The sequence below is a fragment of the Aestuariimicrobium kwangyangense DSM 21549 genome (assembly GCF_000421525.1).
Lineage (GTDB): Bacteria > Actinomycetota > Actinomycetes > Propionibacteriales > Propionibacteriaceae > Aestuariimicrobium > Aestuariimicrobium kwangyangense.
Genome location: NZ_ATXE01000003.1, coordinates 385,160 through 406,944 on the forward strand (window position 1 = coordinate 385,160; position 21,785 = coordinate 406,944).

The window sequence follows — 21,785 nt, forward strand, 5'->3', positions numbered from 1 at the left end:
GACGAGGCAGGACGAGGTGTGGACGAGTCCACGTCGGCAACCTCCTCCGCGCGACTCCGGGGCGCACGTGCGGTGTTAGCGTGCCAGGGGTGGGGGAGGCCCGGCATCCCCCGGGGGGCTGGGGATCATGGCTGTCGACCAATCCGACCAGGTGCACGATCTGGGGCGGTGGCGTCCGATGGTGGCGCTGGCGAGGGTCTCGGTGCTGATCGTGGTGTGCCTGATCCCGATCCAGGCCGCCATCTACCTGCTCAGCCCACCGCCTCAGACGGTGCTGGAGTACTTCTCGCTGTTCCAGCGCAACCCCCTGCTGGGGATGCTCGACCTCGACCTGCTGCTGACGCTCGACTACCTGGTGATGGTGCCGCTGTACCTCGCCATGTTCCTGGTCGTGCGGCCCCACGCGCCGACCCTGGCCACACTCGCGCTGATCGCTGGTCTGGTCAGCGTGACCCTGTTCGTCGTCTCCCGCGACGCGACCTTCTCGATGTGGGCGCTGTCCTCGCAGTACCAGACCGCGACCGAGGCGGAGCGCCCTGCGCTGGTGGCGTCGGGCCAACTGCTGCTGACCCTGTACAACGGCGGGACCTTCGGCACCAGTTATCTGCTCGGAGCCACCAGCACGCTGCTGTTCTCGTGGCCGATCTGGCGTCACCGCCTGCTCGGCCCGGCAGTCGGCCTCGTGGGACTGATCACGGGCGCCATCATGGTGGTTCCGCCGAACGTGGGGCCCGTCGGTCTGGTGGTGTCATTGCTGTCGCTGGTGCCCACCATGGTCTGGCTGGTGCTGCTGGCCCGTGGCTTCACGCGAACCCTCCACGCGCTTCCCGTGCGCTGAGGCACCCCTCCCCGTCGTGCGGACGTGACCGGAACCGGACGACCCCGGGTTCAGCGGGTGGGCTCGACCGGCGCCCCGCCCCGGGCGGCCGATGCCTTCACCATGTCCCACAGGCGGGACATGCGCAGCCCCAGTTCGGCCGGCGAGGGATTGTCGATCACGCCTTCGCGCACCTCGAGCACGGTCTGCCAGGGCCCCACCGCACGGGGCACCTCGACCTCCTCGGCCGGGACCCGGGGATCGGTCTGCAGCAGCAGTCGTTCGCCCCAGACGCCGGTGGTCAGGATCCCCTTCGTCCCGAACACCTTGACGTCCGACTCACAGACGGTGATGGTGTCTCCGCACCCGGCCAGGGTGACCATGGCACCGGTCGCGGTACGGGCGCTGATCGAGCCGAGCACGTCGACGGGAAGGTCTGTCTCGTCCAGCCAGGCGCTGACCTTGGTGAAGTCGGCCCCGGCCAGGTCGCTGACGGTGTTCAGCATGTGCGCCCCGGTGTCGAACATGAACCCACCACCCGACTGCTCGGGGTCGGTGCGCCACGTGCCGGTCTGCTCGGCCTTCCAGCCCTGCCACACGGACGCGTGGATGCCAGTCACGGTGCCGATGGCGCCGGCGTCGATCAGCTCACGGGCCTTGCGCACCTGCGGTGAGAGGGAACCATTGAAGCTGATCACCAGCAGTCGTCCGGTCTCGTCACGCACCCGGATCAGGTCGAGGGCTTCCGCCTCGGTGCAGACCATCGGCTTCTCGAGCCAGACGTCGATTCCGGCCTCGAGACAGGCGACGGCCAACCGGTGGTGCAGGTTGTGGGGGGTCGCGATCAGGGCCAGATCGACTCCGAGCTCGGGGTCGGCCAAGGCCTCGTCCAGACTGGTGTACACCGATGGTGCAGGAAGTCCGGCGGCCTCGAACTTGGCCAGGCCAGCCTCGATCGAACTGGGCAGCGGGTCGACGAGCACCACCTTGCCCAGCGCTCGATCGGCGTCGAGCCGGGACAGTTCGATCATGGTGTCGAGGTGGTGGCGGGCCATGCCGCCGACTCCGACGACCATCACGGTGGGTGCGCTCACGAGGTTCTCCTGCAATCGGCTCTGATCGGTGCTTGGGGTGGACGGCCGGTCGGGCCGGCCTCACCGGGCTCCAGTCTGCCGGGCTGTCCCGGGTGGCGCAGCGAGGTCCGCGGATCTGGATAGACTGGGCGACGCCGTGCGACCGGGTCGCTCGGAACGGGGCGTAGCGTAGTGGCTAGCGCGCCTGCTTTGGGAGCAGGAGACCGCAGGTTCGAGTCCTGTCGCCCCGACCATCGCTCCCGATGCGTGGGGGCCCTCAGCCGACCACCTCAGCCACCGGACGATGCTCCATGCCGAAGGCCTCGGCAACTGCCGGGTGCACGACTCGTCCGGCGTGGGTGTTGAGGCCACCGGCCAGGGCAGGGTCACCACGCATCGCCTCCTGCCACCCGTGCTCGGCCAGCTTCACGGTGTAGGGCAGGGTGGCGTTGGTGAGTGCCCACGTCGACGTGTGCGGCACCGCGCCCGGCATGTTGGCCACGCAGTAGAAGATCGACTGCTCGATCGTGAAGGTGGGGTCGGCATGGGTCGTGGGGCGTGAGTCCTCGAAGCAGCCCCCTTGGTCGATGGCCACGTCGACGAGCACCGACCCCGGCTTCATCTGCGCCACCATCTCGTGGGTGACCAGCTTCGGCGCCCGAGCGCCCGGCACGAGCACCGTGCCGATCACGAGGTCGGCCTCCAGCACCTGGTGGCGCACCGCCAACTCCGAGCTGGCCAGTTGGGTCACCCGGTTCTGGAACCGCCAGAAGGTCGACCGCAGCTTGTCGAGGTCGGTGTCGAGGATGGTGACGTCGGCACCCATGCCCATCGCGATGTTGGCCCGTTCTGCCCGGCCGTGCCACCACCGAGGATGACCACCTTGGCGTTGGCGACGCCACCCACCCCTCCCATCAGCAGCCCGCGGCCGCCGTGGGTGCGGGTCATCGCCATGGCCCCGACCTGGGGGGCGAGGCAGCCGGCCACCTCGCTCATCGGGTAGAGCAGGGGAAGCAGACCCGACGGCAGTTGCACGGTCTCGTAGGCGATGGCGGTGGTGCCGGCCGCCAGCAGGGCGTCGGTGCCGGCCCGATCCGCTGCCAGGTGCAGGTAGGTGAACAGCATGAGGTCGTCGCGTAGTCGGTGGTACTCCTCGGCGACGGGCTCCTTGACCTTCACGACCAGGTCGGCGAGGGCCCACACCTCGTCCGGGTCGTCGACCAGCCGGGCCCCCTGGGCGATGTACTCCTCGTCGGCGATGGACGACCCCAGGCCGGCTCCGGACTGGATGATGACCTCGTGGCCGCGGCGCACCAACTCGTGCACTCCCACCGGCGTGATGGCCACTCGGAACTCGTTGTTCTTGACCTCAGTGGGCACTGACACGCGCATGGTCGAGCCTTCCTCGCCGAACGGCCTCGCTCGCCAACGCTGGTCGAGCAGGTCGCACGCTACTCCCGAGGTGGGCGCCGCACCACAGCGCCAGCAGGGTCAGCCCGTGTGGCCGGTGGCGACGATGGACTCGAAGTCCAGTTCCTCGTCATGGGGGTCCACGGACGCGCGCCGCGGAGCCAGGGAGACGACCTCTCCGTGACGCGCCACGACGGCGTCGATCTTCAATTCCCGACGGATACGGCGAGCGAAGACCGATGCCACCTCGGGCTCGCCGTGCACCACGAAGACCTGCGTGGGCCGCGGGTTGAGCGCGGCCAGCCAGTCGATCAGGTCGGACGCGTCGGCGTGCACCGAGAACTCACGGTCGCGCACCACCTCGGCCCTCACCGGCACGTAGTGGCCGTGGATCTTCACCTGCGGTCGGCCGTCCTCCAGCTGACGGCCGCGGGTGCCGACGGCCTGGTAGCCGGTGAGCACGACCGTGTTGCGCTCCGAGGGCAGCAACCTGGCCAGGTGGTGCAACACCCGCCCGCCCTCGGCCATGCCGGAGGACGAGACGATGATGCAGGGTTTGCGGAAGTGGTCGAGCTGGGCTGACTCGGTCGACGACCGCAACGCCTTCAACTTGGGCAGCCCCCTGAAGTCGGCGACCGTGACGCCCTCGCGCAACTCGTCGAGATGGGTCGTCGAGTACACCTCGAGCGCGGCCAGGCCCATGGGGGAGTCGACGAAGACGGGCACGTCCGGGATCCGCCCGGTCGCGAACATCTGGGTGAGTGCGCGCAGCACGATCTCGGTGCGGTCGATGGCGAAGGCCGGCACGACCACTTGCCCACCGCGGTCGATCGTCCGTCGGATGGCTGCCGCGAACCCCTCGTGCTCCTCCCCCTCGGGCTCGGGGTGTTCGCGATCCCCGTAGGTCGACTCACAGAGCACGAAGCGGGCCCCCTCCGGTACCACCCTGGGCTTCAGCAGTGGGTGGTCGTGCCGCCCGAGGTCGCCCGAGACGAGCACCTCGGACTCACCGGCCCACACGTTGATGCTGGCCGAGCCCAGGATGTGGCCGGCCCTGGTCCAGGTGGCGGCGATGCCGTCCCCGAGGTCGACGAGGCTGCCGTACTCCACCGTGCGGAACAGGGCGATCGCCCGCTCGGCGTCCTGGCGGGTGTACAGGGGCTCGGCGGGCCGGTGCTTGCTCCAGCCTCCCCGGTTGGCGTCGTCGGCCTGCTGCTCCTGCAACTTGGCCCCGTCGCGCAGCACGATCGCGGCCAGCTTGGCGGTGCCCTCCGTCAGCCACACCGATCCCGTGAACCCCTCTCGGACGAGCCGTGGCAGGTACGTCGAGTGGTCCGCGTGGGCGTGTGTCAGGAGCACGTCACCGATCCGGGAGGGATCGAGGGGGAAGGGTTCCCAGTTGCGCTGACGCCAGTCCTTCTCGCCCTGGAACAGGCCCGCGTCGACCAGCAGGTGGCGCTGACCGAGGCTGAGCAGGAACTTCGAACCGGTGACGGTTCCGGCGGCCCCCAGGAACTGCAGGGTCATGGCTGACAAGGGCTGGCTTCGGCGACTCATGCTTCAGCATCTCGCCGAATCGCGGTCTTCGCGCGCGCTTCGCCGCAAGAAGCCGGTGCGCGTCGGCGGAGGCGCGTCCAGGCTTCCCGAAGACCCGACGTGGACCCCTCGGATGGAACGATGGGGGCGATCAGGAGGCGCGATGACGAGGTGGCAGGAGGTGGACGACTTGGGTCTCGACGAGGAGTTCGACGAGCTGGATCCGATGGCGGCGCCGGTGAGTGGATTCACCCCACCCGACCAGGACCTGGTGGACCAGGACGACTGGCAGGGGGACGACGAGGTCGACGTGCTCGCCGAGGGGCGTGGCCCCTGGGAGCCCTCCCATGGCTTCCCGGACGGCTACGGAGTCGTCCGCGTCTGGGTGGACGACGACAAGCGGATCACCAAGGTGCGGCTCTCGCCCAGCTGGCGCGAGAAGTTGGGTCGCACCCCGTTGGTGATGGCCTTCGCGTCGTCCTTCACCTACATCAACAGCAACGGCCGCGACGACAGCCCCACCGATCTCTTCCCCGTGGACGAGCGTGAGGCCAGCCGCCCTTTCTCGTGGGAACAGATCGACGAGTTGGCGCGTCGCACCGAACAATTGACCGAACGTCTGGGGGCCCTCGGCCCTGAGGCGGAGGGGCAGTGGCGGGGCACCGAGGCAGTGGGGGAGTCGCCCGACAAGTTGTGCGCCATCCGCCTCGAACTCAACGGTGATCTCGGCAGCATCCAGTTCAACGAGCGCAAGCTCGCGCAGTCCCGGGTACGCGAGGTCACCGATGCGGTGGTCAAGGCACACGCGGCGGCGCTGGCGAACTTCCAGCCCGCCCAGTACGAGCCCGGGGAGGCCGATCGACTCACCGGTGAACTGCAGGGGCTTCGCAATGAGGCATTGGCGATGATGAGACGAGGATTCAGGTGACGAACCATCCGGACGAGCGCGGCGCCGATCAGCACATCAGGCGTGCGCAGCAGAGCGGACATGAGGGCTACCGCGCAGATTCCGACGACGAACTCGGCGAACTCGACGTCTACGAGGCGCTGATCGACCCGAATGGAGCCGCCGGTGGCAAGGGCCCGGGGCAGTCGGGAGGCTCGCCGATGATGATGCCTCCGGGCGCCGTCGGTGGGGGCCGCGCTGGTGCGGGCTCCGGTGGCGCGAGTGCTGCCGGGCTGGGTGGCACGGGAACCGGTGCCCCAGGGGTGGTTCCCGGCGTCGCCGGCTACGGCGCCGGTGCGGGCGCAGCAGGGTCGGGCCTCGGTGCCGGCGGTGCTGGTGCCGGCCTGGGATCCGCAGGGGTCGGTGGTGGGTTGGGTGCCTCGGGTCTCGGCGGTGGCTCGGGTCTCGGTGGTGGCGCGGGTCTGGGTGCTGGCGGCGCAGGCCTGGCCGGCGGCTGGGGCACCTCAGCGGCCGGGGCCGGCACAGGCGGCGGCGTCGACACCGACGGGGACGGCATTCCCGACTCCTTCGCCGACGGTGGCATCGACACCGATGGCGACGGCATTCCCGACCAGTACCCGAACACCGGGGTCGATGACACGTGGACCTCGTCCGGGCTGTCCGGTGGCGACGCAGGGGGCAGCGGGGTGCCCGGCGCGGGATGGACCGGCACGGACACCGCTCCCTTCGATACCGGTGCCGGGTCCGGCGCAGACATCGGCTGGGCGGATTCCGGCTCGACAGGTGCCGGGCTGAGCGGGTCCGACGTGACCGGCCCCGCATCCGGCTTGTCCGGGTCGGGGTTGGCCGGGTCGGGGATCTCGGGCGCCGGAACAGGCTCAGGACTCAGCTCGGGCGGGGGACTGGGCGGAGCCGGCGGAGGGGCAATCCCGTCCGGGGGTGCGGGCAGTGGGAACATCACCGCCGACCCCGACTCGATCTCGAAGACCGCCAGCGGCTGGAACCAGCTCTCGACCGACATGGGCACGACGTCGCAACAGCTCCAAGGGCTTCAGGCCACCTCGGACGAGTTCGGATTCGCGGGAACCATCGTCAGCCCGGAGTACTCCAAGCTGCAGTCCGACATGACCAGCTGGTCGACCAACGGTTCGAAGAGCTTCGCGACCATCGCGGAGCAACTCGCCAAGGACGCCCAGGGGTACCGCGACAACACCACCGAGGCCCAACAGGCTTCGTCAACGATCAACCAGTGAAACCGGTCCGTGCTACGACACGTTCCGGCGACGCCATCCACGCGTTGGCCCTGCCGACGCACAGCAGTTGAGGAGTTCGCATGGCTGACCCGACCCAGACCGTCGAGGTGACCCTCGCCGAGGGTTACTCGACGACCAAGACGTACCACGGCGTGCCGGCCATCCGCAGTGTGCTGCAGCGGATCGACGGTCTCTACGGGGAGTGCAAGAGCAAGGACCACACCGAGGCCCAGCAGGGTGCGGACGCGGCCGCCTGTGCCGACCGCGGTGACTTCGAACAGAAGGTCAATGCGCTGGTCACCGAGACCGACGGCCTGCTGACTGCGATCTGGGCGACCTTCACCAGCTCCATCGAGACCAAGTCGCAGACGATCGATGCGCTGATGTCGAAGGCCAAGAAGTGGAGCCAGGTCGGCACCACGCTCGACGGCTACCAGACCACGATCGACAAACACCTCAAGGCCGACGACTGGAACTCCAAGGGCGCCCGTACGTTCAAGGCAGCCCTGCCAACCCAGCAGAAGGCGATGTACGAACTCGAAGAGCTCTGCTACCGCGCAGACACCGTGATCACCAGTTCCGCAGCGGTCAATGCAGGCATCTTCGAGGCCGTGTACCAGTCCTTGGTGTTGGTCGAGACGGCTGTGAAGCAGGCCGCCGGCAAGCCGGTCAAGAACCTCGAGTTCTGGTCTGACTCCGGATCGTCCGACAGCTCGAACGGCTGCGTCTCGTTCTACTACTACCAGCGGACGACGACGGCCAAGGCCAACTTCTCGGCACTGCGCACCTGGCTCGACTCGTTCATCACGACTCGGGGCGAATGGAGCGGGTCTGCCCAACAGGTCGCCTCCGACATTCCCACGGTCACCTCCTCGGTGGTGAACCTCAAGGAGGGCGGCGCGTGGCCCGACCCCAAGGCACAGGTGACCGGCGATGCCAATGTCGACGACCAGACTGGCACCAGCGGCAACACCCACTCGTCCACCTCGACCTCGGGCGGCGGCGGTGGCATCGACCTCGACAACCAGGGCGGCATCTTCGGCTGAGCCCGTGGGCCCTGCCGACTGTTAGCGTGACCGCGTGACGAGCATTCACCGCGTCGGGGCCGCGCTGGCGGCCGTGGTCCTGCTGGCTTCGTGCACCACCGGGGGCAGCAAACCCGGGGCCGACCGGGTTCTGCAACTGACGTCCGATCTGGGCATCCAGAAGGTCGGCTGGGCGCAGGTCACCTCCGACCAGGTGTGGGTGCGCTCGGTCAAGGATGGCGCGTGGCAGACCGCGACGCTCACCGGCAAGACGTCCCAGGTGCAGGGGACGGAGTCGTCCGACTTCGGCTGGAAGCAGGTGGCCCCAGCCGAACTCAAGGTCTCCGACCTCGAGCAGGCCATGACCCAGCACGAGCAGCAGTGCCAGCAGGGCCTGCAGGGCCAGGTCGGGGCCACCACGACCGGTGCCCTGTTGTCGCTCGTGACCTGCAACCAGAAGGTCGTGAGCACTGCCGTGAGTGGTGCCGAACTCGCCCCGATCAAGCAGTGGGACGCCGTTGGCATCGACACGGCCTTGAAGGACGTGGCGGCCGTGCAAGGGCCTCAGGCTCGTCACCTCTCCTTCTCCACGCCCAAGTCGGGCACGGTGGGGGGCAAGCTGCTGGTGAGGGACATCGGTGCTCCCGTGACCGGTGTCGACGGCAAGCCGTGCATGGTCACGGTCACCCGCTTCGGCACCCCCGACGAGGCGCTGGGCACCCTGGACTGGGCAGGCTGCGACCAGGCCGAGCCCTTCGGTGACGGCACCTTCGCGCGCAGTGAGGTGTCAGGAGCCGCCATCGAGCAGGGCCTGACCAAGGCGGCCTCGGTGATGGGCATCGACCCGACCGACATCGGCTCGTTCGACGTCTTCAGTCAGAAGGGTGTGCTGAGGGTCCAGGCCAGCGCTGGTGACGGTGTTCCGGCCAAGGCCCCGAGCGTCACCGTTCCCCTCGGGTGACCGTCGGCTGACACGCGTCGGTGACAGCTTCGGATTGGCCCGCCCGATGCGCCAGCGGCTATGCTGGGCGGCGCCCTTCGGGGCATGCGGATGTAGCTCAATGGTAGAGCCCTAGTCTTCCAAACTAGCTACGCGGGTTCGATTCCCGTCATCCGCTCAGGTGTGGAAGACCTGACCAGGAGAAGTTCCGATCGGGTTGAGCAAGGATCCCGGAGGCCGACAGCCTCCGGGATCCTGTGTTTTTGCGGCGAGGGTCCTTGACCATCGCTGAACAAGCGTTCAACATGGTGAACATGAGTTCAATGACGCGGCCGGGGGACCTCACCCCGCAGGCACGCATCCGCAACGCCGCCCTCGAACTCTTCGGTGACCAGGGCTACGACCGCACCACCGTGCGGCAGGTTGCACAGCGGGCCGGCGTGTCGGCCGGATTGGTGATCCACCACTTCGGCAGCAAGGAAGGGCTGCGCCAAGCGTGTGACGACTGGGTGACCGCCGTCATCCTCGACGAGAAGTCGATCGTCAGTTCGGGCGGCTCGCTGCCGCAACTGCAGGTGTACCTCTCCGACCATCCCGAGCTCGCCCCGATCATGAACTACCTCGTCGCGTCCCTGAAGCAGGGTGGGGAGATGGCGGGCTCGGTCTTCGACCGGCTCTGCGCAGTCACCTCGCAACTGCTGGACGAAGGGATCGCCGCCGGCACCATGCGTGAGCCCAGTGACCGGGAGGCCGCCATCGCCACCATGGTCGCCTTCTCGACCGGCGCCTCGGTGCTGGGGCCGCTGATTGCTGCCCGACTGGGCGGCACCACCCTGCTTGACCCCGGCGTCTACCCGCGCTATGCGGTGGCCGCCCTCGAGCTGTTCACCCACGGCCTGCTGACCGACAGTCACCTGCTCGACCAGGCCCGTCCCGTCCCACCTGAGAGGCAAGCATGACCACAGCCATCGAGATCACCGACCTGACCAAGACCTTCGGGCCCGTCACCGCCCTCGACCAACTCACCATGGTGGTCGCCACCGGCGACATCCACGGGTTCCTGGGGCCGAACGGATCGGGCAAGTCGACCACCATTCGGGTGCTGCTCGGTCTGCTCCGGGCCGACTCGGGTACGGCCCGACTGTTGGGGGGCGATCCTTGGCGCGACGCCCCCGTTCTGCACCGCAGGCTCGCCTACGTGCCCGGTGACGTGAACCTGTGGCCCAATCTGACGGGGGGAGAGGCAATCGACCTGATCGGACGCGCCCGGGGCGGGCTCGACCGCAACCGCAAGCGCGACCTGATCGAGCTGTTCGACCTCGATCCCCGCAAGCGGGGCCGCAGCTACTCCAAGGGCAATAGGCAGAAGGTCGCCCTGATCGCGGCCCTGGCCAGCCCCGTGGAACTCCTGCTGCTGGACGAACCCACCTCTGGCCTCGACCCGCTGATGGAGCGGGTGTTCACCGACCTTCTCCGCTCCGAGGCGTCCGAGGGTCGAACGGTGCTGCTCTCGTCCCACATCCTCAGCGAGGTGGAGGCGCTGTGCGATCGGGTCTCGATCATCAAGGCGGGCCGGATCGTCGAGTCCGGAACCCTGTCGGAACTTCGCCACCTGCACCGCACCGAGGTGGTGGCCGACCTTGACGGCGACGTCCCCGCCGACCTCTCGGCCCGTCCCGGGTTGCACAACGTCGAGATCGACGGATCGAGATTCCGCGCGCAGGTCGACGACGACGCCCTCTCGGCCCTCCTCGCCACGCTGGGGGAGGTTGGGGTCACCGCCCTGACCTCGAACCCGCCCTCGCTCGAGGAGCTCTTCCTGGCGCATTACGACACCTCACCCGTTCCCGGCCAGGAGATGGGACCCCACACGTCCGACCGTGCGCGGAGTCCCCGTCACGCGGGCAGGAGGGTGTCGGCATGACCACCCTCTCGCTGCCGGGTCGGCCGTGGTGGTCGCCCATGTCACAGTCGGGCATCGGCGCGACCACGGCCATCGCGTGGCGACGCAGCCGGTTGTACTGGGTGTTGTGGGTGCTCGCCCTGCTCACCCTGATGCCGCTGACGGTCACGAAGTACCACGACCTCGTACCGCCGGGCTCCAGCCCGGAGCAACTCATGGCCACGCTGGGCTCGAACCCCACCATGCGGGCCATCCTCGGTGTTCCCCACGACCTGTCCACGGCGGGTGGCTTCACCATGTGGCGGGTGGGCGCCTTCACCGGATGGACGGCGGCCTTCGTGGCCGCCTTCGGGGTGATCCGCGGCACCCGGGCCGACGAGGAGGAGGGGCGCACCGAACTGGTCCGCTCCGGTGCCGTCGGACGGCACGCCATTCTCGGGGGCTCACTGCTCGTGACGATGGTGGCAACGCTCGTCCTCGGTGTTCTGATCGCCCTCAGCATGGTCGGTGCTGGTACTCCGGCCAAGGGCTCCCTCGCAGCTGGGCTCGGTGTGACCGCCATTTCCTGGGTCTTCGCAGGGGTGGCGGCAGTGTGCGCCCAGGTCTTCGAATCGGCCAGGTCGGCCCGGTCCTGGGCGGCGGGCATCGTTCTGGGCGGACTCTTCCTCGTCCGGGCCGTGCTCGACGGATCGTCGTCCGTCAGGGTGCAGGCCTGGCGGTGGTTGATCCCCCTCGAGTGGCCGCAGTTGGTGCGTCCCTACGCGGACGAGCGGTGGTGGGTGCTCCTGCTCCCAATGGTGCTGAGCTTCCTGCTGATCGGCGTGGCGTTCTCGTTGGAGTCGCGACGCGACTTCGGTTCCGGGTTGCGCGCCACCCGACTCGGACGAGCCGACGCCGCGCCCGGACTGGGCGATGCTGCCGGTCTGGCCAGACGCCTGCACCGCACGGGGGTGATCGGCTGGAGCCTGGGGGTGCTGGTCTTCTCCTACGGGATGGGTTCGATCGGGAGCCAGATCGACGCGATGCTGGCGAACAACCCGCAGGTCGCCGAGATGATGGCGAAGCTCGGCGGAACGGGCGAACTGAAGAACGCGTTCTACATCGCCATGCTCGGGATCATGGTGACCGTCGTCTCGCTGGCTGCAGTGCAGTTCCTCTCGCGTCTTCATGCCGAGGAGCTCACCGGACACGCCGAGGTGCTGGCCTCGACGGCGACCTCCCGATGGGCCCTCGCCCGCAGTCATCTGGGCATCGCCCTGGTCGTGCCGGTCGTGCTGGCGCTCGCCAGTGGCGTACTGGTGCCGCTGGCTGAGGCGGCGAAGCTCGGCCGCTGGTCAATGATCGGTGACTACCTCGGGGCGGCCGCCGTGCTGCTGCCGGGTCTGTTGTTGGTGCTCGGCATCGCCATGGCGCTGCTGGGGTGGGCGCCGCGCTGGTTCTCGCTGGCGTGGGTGGCGGTCGGGTGGTCGATGTTCTGCAGTTGGCTGGCGCCCCTGTTCGGCCTGCCCGAGTGGCTGATCGATCTGCAACCGTGGGGCCATCTGCCACGGCTGCCCTCCGACCCGCTCGACCTGGTGCCGGTCATCATCGAGACAGTGATCGCCGTGGTCCTGCTGGCGGGGGGACTGGTCGGCTTCCGGCGACGCGATCTGCTCAGCCGCTGACCGGCAGTGCGGTGACCGGCGCCTAGTGGGGATTCCAGATCGTGACGTAGAGGCCGGCCAGGCCGGCGGCGGTCATCACCGCCACCGTGAACCAGCCGAAGAAGGTGGAGAGTCGACCGTTGCGGTACTGGCCCATCAAAGTCCGACTGTTCGAGATGAGCATCACCACGACCAGGAAGGGGGCCGCCGCGATGCCGTTGATCGTCGCGCTCAGCACCAGCAGCGAGACCGGGTTGTCGGAGAAGTAGGAGATGGCGATCCCTCCCACGGTTCCGGCCCCGATCAGGCTGTAGAACACCGGCGCCCGGCGCACCGACAGGTCGAATCCCCAGGGCTTCCCCAGTAACCCCGCCAACGCGATGGACCCAGAACTGGCCAGAACGGGCACGGCCAGCACGCCGGTCGAGACGAAGCCGATGGCGAAGATGATCGAGGCGGACTGTCCCGCGATGGGGGCGAGCGCTGCGGCGGCGTCTGAGGCCGTCTTGATCGTGGCCGGACCATTGCGTCCGATGGTGGAGGCCGTCGACACCATGATGGCGAACATTGCGGCCGTGCTCACCAGCATTCCGACGAAGACGTCGATCCGGGCGAGGAACAGGTTGCGCAGGGCGGCCTTCCTCGGCCGTTGCGGGAGCGGCTGGGACGCGTGGGTCGTGTCGGACTCGGCGCGCATCTCCTCGACCCTGTGGCCGCTCTGCCAGAAGAACATGTACGGCGAGATGGTGGTTCCCAGGACCGCCACCACCAGCCCGATGGAGGTCCAGTTCCACGTCATTCGGAGGCCGAGCGTGCCGGCGGCCACGGCGCCCCAGCGAACGTTCGCGACGAACAGCACCCCCACGTAGGCGAACAGCACCAGGCACAACCACTTGAACACCTTCGCCAGTCGTTCGAAGGACCCCCAGGCGAGCGCGGCGGTGAGCCCGGCGCCGGCGACGGCGGCCCACACGTGGTCACGACCGGCGTGGAGCAGTTCCATGCCCGACCCGATCGCGGCCAGGTCGGCCGCGACATTGAGGCAGTTGGCAACGATCAGCGCCACGACCAGGACGCCGACCACCCAGCGTGCCGCCGTGGGGAATCGCCGACGCACCAAGGTGCCGAGGCTGTCGCCAGTGGCGAGGGCCGTCCGGTCGCAGATTTCCTGCACGGCGTACATCAGCGGAAGGCTGGCCGGGGCCGTCCACAACATGCCGACGCCGAGTGCCGCGCCGGCCTGCGAATACGTGGCCACCCCGGATGGGTCGTCATCGGCCACGCCCGTGACCAGCCCCGGCCCGAGTACACCCAGGAAGGCGCGGGGTCCGGTCTTGGGCCGGGGCGAAGAGGGCGGCTCGCCGGAAGGCTTGGACGAGGATGGCGGCAGCGCCCGGTCCGGCGCGGCGGTGGCGGGGGAGGCCTCACCCGCCAGGTTGCCGCCCTGCTCGAGGGACTCAGGAATGTCAGCACTGGGTTCAACTCGGGTCACGCCGCCACCTCCGACTGCAGGTCCGGCGGGACGGCCGGGACTGGATCGAGGCTACGTCGCCGCGCAAGCACCGTTGCCGAGTTCGCAGTGCACCCCCCACCACAACCGGCGAGGTGGCCGGCTCCGGTGAGCGGATGGCCCCGGTTGGTGAGCGACCGGGGCCATCGCTAGGATTGTCAGGAATGCGTTCGCCCCGGTGGTGTGCGCTGCCCCAGTACACCATCAGGAGAAATCAGTGCCGAGCACCGTTGAGAAGCTGTCCCCGACCAGGGTGAAGCTGACCGTCGAGATCCCGTTCGCCGAGCTGCAGCCCAGCCTCGACAAGGCCTACAGCAGCATCGCCGAGCAGGTGAACATCCCCGGTTTCCGCAAGGGGAAGGTTCCCCCCACGGTCATCAACCAGCGATTCGGGCGAGGCATGGTGCTGCAGGAGGCCATCAACGATGCCCTTCCTGAGGCATACGGGAACGCCGTGAACGAGGCCAAGATCGTTCCCTTGGGTCAGCCCGACATCGAGGTCACGAAGCTGGAGGACAACGACCTGGTCGAGTTCACCGCCGAGGTTGACGTCCGCCCCGAGTTCGAGGTGCCCGCCACCGACGACATCGCGGTCGAGGTCGAGCCGGTCGAGGTCGATGACGCCGCCGTCGACGAGCGCGTCGACATGCTGCGCCAGCGTTTCGCCACCACCAAGGAGGTCGACCGCGCCGCTGCCGAGGGCGATGTCGTGGTCGTCGACCTCGAGGGCACCCGCGACGGCGAGCCCCTGGAGGACGCCACCGCCGATGGCATCAGCTACAAGGTCGGTGCGGGCGGCATGCTCGACGGCCTGGACGAAGCCGTCACCGGTCTCAAGGCGGGCGAGTCGAAGCAGTTCACCTCGACCCTGGTCGGAGGCCCCCTCAAGGGTCAGGACGCCGACATCAAGGTGACCGTGCAGAAGGTGCAGGAGCAGGAGCTCCCCACCCTCGACGACGAGTTCGCCCAGATGGTCAGCCAGTTCGACACCATCGACGAGATGATGGCCGACCTGCGCGACTCCTTGGTGCGCATGGCCCGCCTGGAGCAGGCCGCCGCTGCCCGTGACAAGGTGCTCGAGGCCGTGCTGGCCAAGGTCGAGATCCCCCTTCCGCAGGGGCTGGCCGACTCCGAGCTCGAGGCGCGTCGCAACCAGATCACGCAGCAGCTGACCCAGGCCGGCCTCACCCTCGAGCAGTACCTCGAGGAGGCCGAGGACGAGACCGCCACCGATGAGGAGGCCTTCTGGGCCGACATCGAGCAGCGCTCGCTCGACGCCCTCAAGGCACAGCTCGTGCTCGACCAGGTCGCCGAGAACGACGAGGTGGGGGTCGAGCAGCAGGAGCTCACCGAACTGATCATGCGCAAGGCTCAGCAGTCGGGCACCAGCCCCGAGCAGGAGATGCAGCACATGATGGAGCACAACCACCTGCCCGAGTGGATGGCCGAGATCCGTCGCAGCAAGGCCCTCGCCCGGCTGGTCGATGCCGCCACCGTGACCGACACCTCGGGTGCCGTCATCGTGCTGTCGGCCCTCAACCCCGATGGGTCGCTCAACGAGGACGTGCAGGAGGCGGCCGAGGAAGCCGTTGCCGAGAAGAAGCCGGCCAAGAAGCCTGCCGCCAAGAAGGCTGCTGCCAAGAAGCCTGCCGCCAAGAAGTCCGACAAGGCCGACGCCGAGGCGGATGCCGCCGACGCCGAGGTCGACACCGACGCGCAGGCCTGATCTGCCGAAGGCCCCGAACCGGGCATACTGAGAGGCGCCGTCCCGCTGGGGCGGCGCCTCTGTGCTGGTGGCCATCCCGACCCTCCCCGAAGGACGACCGTGAACTTCCTCACCCGACTGGTGCGCTCTGCTCGTGGCGGGACAGCGAAGAAGCAGCCGCTGGAATTGACCGCGATGCCCGACCCCGAGGGCTTGGAGCCGGTGCAGCCGGCCAGTGCGCAGTCACCCGTCGAACCTGCGGCGACACGCTCGTCCTCGGTCGAGATACCGGTGGCCCGGGCAGCGTCGAACGCCGGTGAGGCGTCAACCGTCGGGAGTCGTCCGGGCCTGCCGCGCTTCCTGATGGTCGTCATCGGCGTCGCGGCGACCGGGCTGGCGCTCACGTTCATGCGCGACCTGCAGACCCTGATCACTCCCATGTTCTTCGGGCTCAACCTGATGATCACGGCCTACCCCCTGCACCGCAAGCTGGTGCAGTGGAGGGTGCCCAGCTGGCTCAGCGCGACGGTTGCCGGCCTGGTCGTCTTCCTGGTGCTGCTGCTCTTCGTGGCCGGTTTCAGCTGGTCGGTCGCTGCGATGGTCACCAAGTTGCCCGACTACCAGGACCAGTTCGTGCAGCTCTACCAGGACGGGATCAACCTGTTGGCCCGGTTCGGTTACTCCGAGGACTGGCTGGTGCAGCAGGCCAAGGGCATCAACCCCCAGAGCGTCTTCAACGTGCTCGGTTCGGTGGTGAACTCCACCAGCGGGGTGCTTTCGATGCTGGTGGTGATCATGACCGCGATGATCTTCATGGTCATGGACACCCCCGACATGGCGCGCAGGATGGCGGTGGCCCGCCAGAGCCACGGCCGCTTCATCGGGGCCCTCGAGCACTTCTGCGAGGGCATCCGCAAGTACTGGGTGGTCACCACCGTGTTCGGACTGATCGTCGCGGTGCTCGACCTGGCGGTGCTGCTCGGACTCGGGGTTCCGTTGGCGCTGGTGTGGGCCCTGTTCAGCTTCCTCACCAACTACATCCCCAACATCGGCTTCGTGATCGGGTTGGTTCCGCCGGCGCTGCTGGCGCTGTTCCAGTCCGGCCCCAAGTCGGCCATCGCAGTGGTGGTTGCCTACTCGGTGCTGAACTTCGTGGTGCAGTCGATCATCCAACCCAAGATCGCCGGGAACGCCGTCGGACTCGGCCCGACGCTGTCGTTCATCTCGCTGCTCCTGTGGACCTGGGTGCTGGGGCCGCTCGGCGCCCTGTTGGCGCTGCCCAGCTCATTGCTGGTGAAGGCGCTGCTGATCGACGCCGATCCTTCGGCCCGCTGGGCCAATGCCCTGATCTCGTCGCGGATCGAGGACGCGGAGTCACCGGCCACCGCCGTCGATCCCGAGCCGGTCACTGCGCGAGCCTGAGCGAACGCCAACAGCGAAAGGACCGGAACCCACTCCGGTTTTGTCGGGTCGGCACGGTAGGTTCGCGGTGTGAACAACACATCGCATCTGCCCCTGATCCCGGCGCCCGTCGGGCAGGGCCCCCGTGCCGCAGCGGGTGGTCCCTCGCCGTTCGGGCTCAGCGACAACGTGTACCAGTCGCTGCTCGTCAACCGCATCGTCTTCCTCGGCTCCGAGGTGAAGGACGAGAATGCCAACGCCATCTGCGCGCAGCTGTTGCTGCTCAACGCGGAGGACCCCGAGAAGGACATCTACCTCTACATCAACTCCCCGGGTGGATCGGTGACCGCCGGCATGGCGATCTACGACACCATGCAGTGGATCTCGAACGACGTTGCCACCGTGGCCATGGGCCTGGCTGCCTCCATGGGCCAGTTCCTGCTGTCCGCCGGCACCAAGGGCAAGCGGTTCGCCCTGCCGCACAGCCGGATCATGATGCACCAGCCCTCCGGTGGCATCGGTGGTACCGCGTCCGACATCCGGATCCAGGCCGAACAGTCGCTGCACATCAAGCGCGAGATGGCCGAGTTGATCGCGCAGCAGACGGGTCAGACCGTCGAGCAGATCAACGCCGACTCCGATCGTGACCGTTGGTTCACCGCGGCGCAGGCACTCGACTACGGGTTCATCGACCATGTCTACGAGCGGGCCAGTCAGATCAAGACCGACGCCCCCAACCAGTGATCCCACCCATCCAGTGATCCAGAGGCCTGAAGTGATCAACACCATGCACACCCCGCAACTCCCCGGGGGGATGGCTCCGGCCGGCCCCTCGATGGACTACTACATCCCGCAGTGGGAAGAGCGCACCAGCTACGGCGTGCGTCGCGTCGACCCCTACACCAAGCTGTTCGAGGATCGCATCATCTTCCTCGGCACCCCCATCTCCGACGACATCGCCAACGCCGTCATGGCCCAGTTGCTGTGCCTGCAGTCGATGGACGCCGATCGCCCGATCAGCATGTACATCAACTCACCCGGTGGTTCGTTCACCGCGCTGACGGCCATCTACGACACGATGCGCTACATCAAGCCCGATGTGCAGACCATCTGCCTCGGCCAGGCTGCCTCGGCCGCCGCCGTGCTGCTGGCGGCCGGCACCAAGGGCAAACGCCTGGCCCTGCCGAACTCCCGCATCCTGATCCACCAGCCGGCCACCGAAGGCGGCTACGGGCAGAGTTCCGACCTCGAGATCCAGGCGAACGAGATCCTGCGCATCCGCTCGTTGATGGAACGGATGCTCGCCGACGCCACCGGGCAGGACCTCGACAAGGTCAGCCACGACATCGAGCGTGACAAGTACCTGACGGCCGCAGAGGCCGTCGAGTACGGCATCATCGACGAGATCCTGCCCTCGCTCAAGGACTCCTGAGACTCGTGTCGACGGGCGGCGGCCCGGCCCGTGGGGTCAGCCGCCTCCCGCCGACAGGTCACGGAATGGACACAAAACCCCCGGCCACCCCAGGTCCCGGCCGTGCATCCGACATCGCTGTCGGCCCGGGGTTAGGGTGGCGAAAAGTTCACCACGGTAGAGTCGGGACCCGATGGAACCGCCCTTGACACCCGCTCAAGGAGAACAGCAGTCAAGGAAACCAGCGCTGACCGGCGCCGAGAGGAGGAGACATGGCACGCATCGGGGAGTCGAGCGACCTGTTCAAGTGTTCCTTCTGCGGCAAGAGTCAGAAGCAGGTCAAGAAGCTCATCGCCGGACCGCACGTCTACATCTGTGACGAGTGCATCGACCTGTGCAACGAGATCATCGAGGAGGAGTTCGCCGAGACCCCCAGCGTGGGTCTGCTGGACGACCTCCCCAAGCCCGTCGAGATCCGCTCGTTCCTCGATGAGTACGTGATCGGTCAGGACTCCGCGAAGAAGACCCTCGCGGTGGCCGTCTACAACCACTACAAGCGGGTCCAGGCGCAGGCCGCCAGCAGCACGCCTGCCCGTCGGGCCGAGGACGACGGGGTCGAACTCGGCAAGTCGAACATCCTGCTGATCGGGCCCACCGGATGTGGCAAGACCTATCTCGCGCAGACCTTGGCGAAGATGCTCAACGTGCCCTTCGCCATGGCCGATGCGACGGCCCTCACCGAGGCCGGGTACGTGGGTGAGGACGTCGAGAACATCCTGCTCAAGCTGATCCAGGCGGCCGACTTCGACCTGAAGAAGGCCGAGACCGGCATCATCTACATCGACGAGATCGACAAGGTCGCCCGCAAGTCCGAGAACCCCTCGATCACGCGCGACGTCTCGGGTGAAGGGGTGCAGCAGGCGTTGCTGAAGATCCTCGAGGGAACCCAGGCGTCCGTGCCGCCGCAGGGCGGCCGCAAGCACCCCCATCAGGAGTTCCTGCAGATCGACACCACCAACGTGTTGTTCATCGTGGGTGGTGCCTTCTCAGGCCTGGAGGACATCATCGGCCAGCGGATCGGCAAGCGCCCCCTCGGTTTCAACAAGGAGATCGCCTCCCGCGCGGTCGAGACCGACCTGTTCAGCCACGTCTCTCCCGAGGACCTGCACAAGTTCGGCCTGATCCCCGAGTTCATCGGACGCCTGCCGATGATCTCGACCGTCTCCCCGCTCGACCGGGGCGCCCTCGTGCGCATCCTGGTGGAGCCGCGCAACGCACTGGTCAAGCAGTTCCGCAAGCTGTTCGAACTCGACGGCGTGCAACTGGAGATCACCCCCGACGCCGTGGACGCCATCGCCGACAAGGCGCTGGAGCGTGGCACGGGCGCGCGCGGCTTGCGCGCCATCCTCGAGGAGACGCTGCTCGAGGTCATGTACGAGGTGCCCGGCCGCGAAGACGTCGCAGGGGTGCGGATCACGGGAGCCGTCGTCCGTGGTGAGGACGCACCCGAACTGCTGCCGCGGGCCAAACTCGCCCCTCGCGGCGAGTTGTCCGCCTGAGTCGCTGCCCGAGGCTGCCGGATGGCCACCCGCGAATGGGATGCCCAGACCTATGACGCCCTTCCCCTGCCGCACGTGGCGTGGGGACAACGAGTGCTCGACCACTTGGCGCTGACCGGCCACGAGCGCGTACTCGATGCCGGTTGCGGTACCGGACGCGACGCCGCCGCCCTGCTGGAACGCTGGCCCACCGCCCGGGTGGTCGGGGTGGACGGCTCGGCCGCCATGATCAGCGCCGCCCGAGAGCGGCTGGGGGGCCACGTCCAACTGCTCGTCGCCGACCTCACCGAACCCCTTCCGATCGAGCCGGTCGACGCGGTGATGAGCGTGGCGGCCTTCCACTGGATCGCCGACCACGAGGCCCTGTTCACCAACCTGGCCCGCTCGGTCGTCCCCGGCGGGCGACTGGTCAGTGACTGCGGCGGGCAGGGCCAGCTGGCGTTCCTGGACGAGGCCTTGGTCGAGGTCACCGGACGACCCAAGCAGGGGATCCGGTTCGCCGGGGTCGCCGAGACCGAGCGGGCGCTGACCCGAGCCGGCTGGCGGGTGGAACGCGTTGAGCTTCGGCCCGACCCGTTGCGGATCGAGGACCCTGACCTGCTCGAGACCTATCTGGGAGCCGTCTGCCTCGGGCAGTACCTGGCCGAGCTGCCGGCCGACGAGCACCGGCCCTTCCTCTCACGGGTTCGAGGCGCCATGCACGAGCCCGTCGTCGACTACGTGCGGCTCGAAATCGAGGCGCGCCGGTAGATCGTGCCCACCAGTTCCTCGATGGTGGGCTCGGTCAGGGCGATGTCGACCACCGAGCACTGGGCCTGCACCGCTGCCAGCACTCCTGCCGCGGTCAGGGGTGAGGCGAACTCCACCTGCAGGCGGCTGGCGTCGTCCGTGGGCAGTTGTTCGGCACCGGCCGGCAGGTCGAGCAGCACCGGCTCGTCGTCCGCGACGACATCGACGACAAGCCTGCGGCGAGCCCCGGTCACGGCGGCCAGTTCGGCCTCGGTGCCGTCGAATGCCACCCGGCCGCGGTCGATGATCACCATGCGTTCGCACAGACGCTGCACGTCGGACAGGTCGTGGGTCGTCAGGAACAGCGTGGTGCCCCGTTCCGTGCGTTCCCTCACCAGGAAATGGCGCAGCCGCTCCTTCGACAGCATGTCGAGACCGATGGTCGGTTCATCGAGGATCAGCAGGTCGGGGGAGTGCACCAGGGCGGCGGCCACCTCACCGCGCATCCGTTGCCCGAGCGAGAGCTGGCGCACGGGCGTGCCGAGGAAGCCTGACAGGTCCAGTTCGTCCACGAGGGTGTCGAATCGCGGCTTCCAGATGCGGCCCGGGAGCCGGTGCATGGCCGACAGGATCGGGTATGACTCCCCGAGCGGCAGGTCCCACCACAACTGGGAGCGCTGTCCGAAGACCACCCCGATCTGTCTGGCCAGCTCACGCCGCCGCGGGACGGGGTCGAGCCCGCAGGTGCGCACCTGTCCCCGGGTGGGGGTGAGGATGCCCGTCAGCATCTTGATGGTGGTCGACTTCCCAGCCCCGTTGGCGCCCAGGTAACCCACGGCGGCCCCCGCCTCCACCGTGAGGTCCAAGCCGTCGAGTGCAGGCTTGACCACGCGTCGGCGTCGCCACAGTGAACCCTCGTGGAGCACGTAGTCGCGGCCCAGTTCTTTCGCCTCGATGATCATG

The 21,785-nt window shown here is 68.1% G+C and carries 18 protein-coding genes, 2 tRNA genes and 1 pseudogene; 16 read left to right on the forward strand and 5 right to left on the reverse strand.

The window, feature by feature from the left end:
• Nucleotides 1–127 precede the first annotated feature (127 nt).
• Entirely contained in the window at nucleotides 128–838 is a 711-nt protein-coding gene (locus H507_RS0111760) for a DUF4386 family protein (RefSeq protein ID WP_022910902.1), read from the forward strand.
• Between the two features lie 50 nt (nucleotides 839–888).
• Here H507_RS0111760 and H507_RS0111765 read toward each other — a convergent pair whose 3' ends face one another.
• Nucleotides 889–1,911, reverse strand: a complete 1,023-nt coding sequence (locus H507_RS0111765; protein ID WP_022910903.1) for a Gfo/Idh/MocA family protein — start codon at nucleotides 1,909–1,911, stop codon at nucleotides 889–891.
• Between the two features lie 157 nt (nucleotides 1,912–2,068).
• Here H507_RS0111765 and H507_RS0111770 point away from each other — a divergent pair.
• A tRNA-Pro gene (locus H507_RS0111770) sits at nucleotides 2,069–2,144 on the forward strand.
• A 23-nt stretch (nucleotides 2,145–2,167) separates the two neighbouring features.
• Here the strand turns inward: H507_RS0111770 and ald are convergent.
• Both ald and H507_RS16550 read right to left on the reverse strand, forming a co-directional pair.
• Nucleotides 2,168–3,282: pseudogene (gene ald / locus H507_RS16545) on the reverse strand (alanine dehydrogenase).
• A 99-nt stretch (nucleotides 3,283–3,381) separates the two neighbouring features.
• Nucleotides 3,382–4,857, reverse strand: coding sequence for an MBL fold metallo-hydrolase RNA specificity domain-containing protein (locus H507_RS16550; protein WP_051139791.1), 1,476 nt, complete (start codon nucleotides 4,855–4,857; stop codon nucleotides 3,382–3,384).
• A 142-nt stretch (nucleotides 4,858–4,999) separates the two neighbouring features.
• On the opposite strand from H507_RS16550, the gene H507_RS0111785 reads away from it, so the two are divergent.
• The 8 genes from H507_RS0111785 to H507_RS0111820 all read left to right on the forward strand — a co-directional run bounded on the left by H507_RS0111785 (nucleotide 5,000) and on the right by H507_RS0111820 (nucleotide 12,528).
• A complete protein-coding gene (locus tag H507_RS0111785; protein WP_022910905.1) occupies nucleotides 5,000–5,764 on the forward strand; it encodes a hypothetical protein in 765 nt (254 codons plus the stop codon).
• Nucleotides 5,761–6,996 carry a cell wall anchor protein gene (locus H507_RS17460; protein ID WP_022910906.1) on the forward strand — a complete coding sequence of 412 codons (1,236 nt, stop codon included), beginning with the start codon at nucleotides 5,761–5,763 and terminating at the stop codon, nucleotides 6,994–6,996. The genes H507_RS0111785 and H507_RS17460 overlap by 4 nt, the downstream gene beginning before the upstream one ends.
• Nucleotides 6,997–7,076: 80 nt before the next feature.
• On the forward strand, nucleotides 7,077–8,042 hold the full coding sequence (locus H507_RS0111795; RefSeq protein ID WP_022910907.1) for a hypothetical protein: 966 nt from the start codon (nucleotides 7,077–7,079) through the stop codon (nucleotides 8,040–8,042).
• A gap of 34 nt (nucleotides 8,043–8,076) precedes the next feature.
• Nucleotides 8,077–8,982 carry a hypothetical protein gene (locus H507_RS0111800; protein ID WP_022910908.1) on the forward strand — a complete coding sequence of 302 codons (906 nt, stop codon included), beginning with the start codon at nucleotides 8,077–8,079 and terminating at the stop codon, nucleotides 8,980–8,982.
• Nucleotides 8,983–9,068: 86 nt separating this feature from the next.
• Nucleotides 9,069–9,139 (forward strand) — tRNA-Gly (locus tag H507_RS0111805).
• 136 nt (nucleotides 9,140–9,275) lie between these two features.
• Nucleotides 9,276–9,920 carry a TetR/AcrR family transcriptional regulator gene (locus tag H507_RS16565; protein ID WP_169512709.1) on the forward strand — a complete coding sequence of 215 codons (645 nt, stop codon included), beginning with the start codon at nucleotides 9,276–9,278 and terminating at the stop codon, nucleotides 9,918–9,920.
• On the forward strand, nucleotides 9,917–10,885 hold the full coding sequence (locus H507_RS16570; protein WP_022910910.1) for an ABC transporter ATP-binding protein: 969 nt from the start codon (nucleotides 9,917–9,919) through the stop codon (nucleotides 10,883–10,885). The genes H507_RS16565 and H507_RS16570 overlap by 4 nt, the downstream gene beginning before the upstream one ends.
• Complete coding sequence (locus H507_RS0111820; protein ID WP_022910911.1) at nucleotides 10,882–12,528, forward strand: ABC transporter permease; 1,647 nt, start codon at nucleotides 10,882–10,884, stop codon at nucleotides 12,526–12,528. The genes H507_RS16570 and H507_RS0111820 overlap by 4 nt, the downstream gene beginning before the upstream one ends.
• 22 nt (nucleotides 12,529–12,550) lie before the next feature.
• Here the strand turns inward: H507_RS0111820 and H507_RS16575 are convergent, their stop codons facing one another.
• Nucleotides 12,551–13,999, reverse strand: coding sequence for an NRAMP family divalent metal transporter (locus H507_RS16575; RefSeq protein WP_022910912.1), 1,449 nt, complete (start codon nucleotides 13,997–13,999; stop codon nucleotides 12,551–12,553).
• A gap of 235 nt (nucleotides 14,000–14,234) precedes the next feature.
• Here H507_RS16575 and tig point away from each other — a divergent pair, with 235 nt between their 5' ends.
• The 6 genes from tig to H507_RS0111855 all read left to right on the forward strand — a co-directional run bounded on the left by tig (nucleotide 14,235) and on the right by H507_RS0111855 (nucleotide 20,843).
• Entirely contained in the window at nucleotides 14,235–15,743 is a 1,509-nt protein-coding gene (gene tig / locus H507_RS0111830; protein ID WP_022910913.1) for a trigger factor, read from the forward strand.
• 174 nt (nucleotides 15,744–15,917) lie between these two features.
• Nucleotides 15,918–17,144 (forward strand): AI-2E family transporter, encoded by a 1,227-nt coding sequence (locus tag H507_RS16580; RefSeq protein ID WP_084707819.1) that lies wholly within the window; start codon nucleotides 15,918–15,920, stop codon nucleotides 17,142–17,144.
• A gap of 93 nt (nucleotides 17,145–17,237) precedes the next feature.
• Nucleotides 17,238–17,867 carry an ATP-dependent Clp protease proteolytic subunit gene (locus tag H507_RS0111840; protein ID WP_281166943.1) on the forward strand — a complete coding sequence of 210 codons (630 nt, stop codon included), beginning with the start codon at nucleotides 17,238–17,240 and terminating at the stop codon, nucleotides 17,865–17,867.
• Between the two features lie 43 nt (nucleotides 17,868–17,910).
• Nucleotides 17,911–18,555, forward strand: a complete 645-nt coding sequence (locus tag H507_RS0111845) for an ATP-dependent Clp protease proteolytic subunit (protein WP_211217347.1) — start codon at nucleotides 17,911–17,913, stop codon at nucleotides 18,553–18,555.
• A 251-nt stretch (nucleotides 18,556–18,806) separates the two neighbouring features.
• On the forward strand, nucleotides 18,807–20,093 hold the full coding sequence (clpX, locus tag H507_RS0111850; protein WP_022910917.1) for an ATP-dependent Clp protease ATP-binding subunit ClpX: 1,287 nt from the start codon (nucleotides 18,807–18,809) through the stop codon (nucleotides 20,091–20,093).
• Between the two features lie 21 nt (nucleotides 20,094–20,114).
• Entirely contained in the window at nucleotides 20,115–20,843 is a 729-nt protein-coding gene (locus tag H507_RS0111855) for a class I SAM-dependent methyltransferase (protein ID WP_022910918.1), read from the forward strand.
• Here H507_RS0111855 and H507_RS0111860 read toward each other — a convergent pair.
• Nucleotides 20,810–21,784 (reverse strand): ABC transporter ATP-binding protein, encoded by a 975-nt coding sequence (locus H507_RS0111860; RefSeq protein WP_022910919.1) that lies wholly within the window; start codon nucleotides 21,782–21,784, stop codon nucleotides 20,810–20,812. The genes H507_RS0111855 and H507_RS0111860 overlap by 34 nt on opposite strands.
• Between the last annotated feature and the right edge of the window lies 1 nt (nucleotide 21,785).

What these genes read in the sequence shown, in the direction of transcription:
- H507_RS0111760 (WP_022910902.1), top strand. Translation starts at nt 128, where the DNA reads ATGGCTGTCGACCAATCCGACCAGGTGCACGATCTGGGGCGGTGGCGT.
- H507_RS16550 (WP_051139791.1), bottom strand. Translation starts at nt 4,857, where the DNA reads ATGAGTCGCCGAAGCCAGCCCTTGTCAGCCATGACCCTGCAGTTCCTG.
- H507_RS0111785 (WP_022910905.1), top strand. Translation starts at nt 5,000, where the DNA reads ATGACGAGGTGGCAGGAGGTGGACGACTTGGGTCTCGACGAGGAGTTC.
- H507_RS0111795 (WP_022910907.1), top strand. Translation starts at nt 7,077, where the DNA reads ATGGCTGACCCGACCCAGACCGTCGAGGTGACCCTCGCCGAGGGTTAC.
- H507_RS16565 (WP_169512709.1), top strand. Translation starts at nt 9,276, where the DNA reads ATGAGTTCAATGACGCGGCCGGGGGACCTCACCCCGCAGGCACGCATC.
- H507_RS16570 (WP_022910910.1), top strand. Translation starts at nt 9,917, where the DNA reads ATGACCACAGCCATCGAGATCACCGACCTGACCAAGACCTTCGGGCCC.
- H507_RS0111820 (WP_022910911.1), top strand. Translation starts at nt 10,882, where the DNA reads ATGACCACCCTCTCGCTGCCGGGTCGGCCGTGGTGGTCGCCCATGTCA.
- H507_RS16580 (WP_084707819.1), top strand. Translation starts at nt 15,918, where the DNA reads ATGCCCGACCCCGAGGGCTTGGAGCCGGTGCAGCCGGCCAGTGCGCAG.
- H507_RS0111845 (WP_211217347.1), top strand. Translation starts at nt 17,911, where the DNA reads ATGCACACCCCGCAACTCCCCGGGGGGATGGCTCCGGCCGGCCCCTCG.
- clpX (WP_022910917.1), top strand. Translation starts at nt 18,807, where the DNA reads ATGGCACGCATCGGGGAGTCGAGCGACCTGTTCAAGTGTTCCTTCTGC.
- H507_RS0111855 (WP_022910918.1), top strand. Translation starts at nt 20,115, where the DNA reads ATGGCCACCCGCGAATGGGATGCCCAGACCTATGACGCCCTTCCCCTG.
- H507_RS0111860 (WP_022910919.1), bottom strand. Translation starts at nt 21,784, where the DNA reads ATGATCATCGAGGCGAAAGAACTGGGCCGCGACTACGTGCTCCACGAG.